This is a genomic window from Kitasatospora sp. NPDC007106, assembly GCF_040634455.1.
Classification (GTDB): domain Bacteria; phylum Actinomycetota; class Actinomycetes; order Streptomycetales; family Streptomycetaceae; genus Kitasatospora; species Kitasatospora arboriphila.
Map to the genome: position 1 here is coordinate 1 of NZ_JBEYFP010001201.1, position 1,457 is coordinate 1,457.

Annotated in this window: 1 protein-coding gene and 1 pseudogene; both read right to left on the bottom strand. The window is 77.5% G+C overall.

The genetic code is table 11. The features are described 5' to 3' along the window. Positions 1-379, bottom strand: a pseudogene (locus tag ABZ641_RS37140) (hypothetical protein); the annotation flags it as partial. Beyond that, on the bottom strand, positions 376-1,457 hold a 1,082-nt coding region (locus tag ABZ641_RS37145), incomplete at its 5' end, for a VWA domain-containing protein (RefSeq protein WP_359988985.1). The gene ABZ641_RS37145 and the pseudogene ABZ641_RS37140, both read right to left, overlap by 4 nt.

The window sequence follows — 1,457 nt, forward strand, 5'->3', positions numbered from 1 at the left end:
GCCGGGCCCGCGGAGCAGGCCGAGCCGGTGCCGCGGCCCCGGCGGCGGGCGGGTCGGCGATCGGGCAGCAGCCGAGCACCGCCGCCCGGTGCAGGCAGCGCGGGGCGAGCAGACAACTGCACCGCGCCTGCCCCTCCTCGGTCACCGCGCCGTCCGGGCCGGGCAGCAGGGTGACCACGGCGTCCTCGCCGCAGCGGACGCTGGCGCCCGGTCCGTCCGCCGCGGGGGCGACGGGCAGGGCGGCGTACTGCTCGATCGCCGCGTCGAGCTTCTTGCGCAGACGGGACGTCAGCGACTCCACCGCGGCCGCCAGCACCTCGGGTGCGACGGGCGGCAGCTGGAGGTCCTCGGCAGCGGTCATCGCCTGTACTCCGGTCATCGGGCCTCCCCGCGGAGGCGGTCGCCGACCCAGCGGGCGAGGGCGAGGGGACTGAGGGCGGCCACCGGCATGCCGGCGGCGACGAGCTGACGGGCGACCGGCACCGAGTACCGCGGGGTCCCGGTGTCGTCCAGCGCCGCGCAGCCCATCAGGTGCACCCCGGACGAGGCCAGCGCCCGCACCTCCCCGAGCAGGCCGCCCAGCGGGTAGCCCTCCTCGAAGTCGCTGACGACCGCGACCAGCGTGCGGCTGGGCACGGTGACCAGGGAACGGGCGTGCGCCAGTGCGGCGGCGATGTGCGTGCCGCCACCGACCTTGACCTCCAGCAGCAGCGACAGCGGGTCGGAGACCCGCTCCGTCAGGTCGGCGACCTGCGTGGAGAAGGCCAGGAAGTGCGTCGACAGGGTCGGCACGCCGCCCAGCACCGCCGCGGTGAGCGCGGACCAGATGACCGAGGCCTCCATCGAGCCGGAGACGTCGACCACCAGGATCAGCCGCCAGTCGGCCTCCCGCCGCGAGCGGGTGCTGAACACCGGCTGCTCGGGCACGACGACCGTCCGGCCGTCGTCCAGGCGGCGGGTGTGCGCCAGGTTGGCCCGCAGGGTCCGCGGCAGGTCGATCCGGCCGCCGGGGCGCCGGGTCGGCCGCGGGGTGGCCAGGCCGGTGAGGGCGGGCCGGAGCCGGGTGGCGAGCTCGCGGGCGAGCTCGTCGACCAGGCGGCGCACCAGCGGGCGCAGCCGGTTCAGCTGGTGCTCGGGCATGCCGCCGGCCAGGTTGAGCACCGAGGTCAGCAGCTCCATCGACGGCCGGACGGACGCCGGGTCGAGCTCGGCGAGCACGTCGGTGCGGCCGGAGTCCGCGGCGGCGGCGAGCACCTCCTCGCGGACGTCCGCGCCGAACAGCGCCTCCAACTCCTCCGACCACTCGCGGGCGGTCGGGAAGGACGCCTCCTGGCCGCCGCCGTTGCCGGAGCCGCCGTCGAGGTCGGCGGCGCCCTCGCCACGGCCGCGGCCGTACAGCTCGTCCAGGGCCTGGGCGTAGCGGCGGGCGCCGTCGGGCAGCCGCTCCGGCTCGCGGC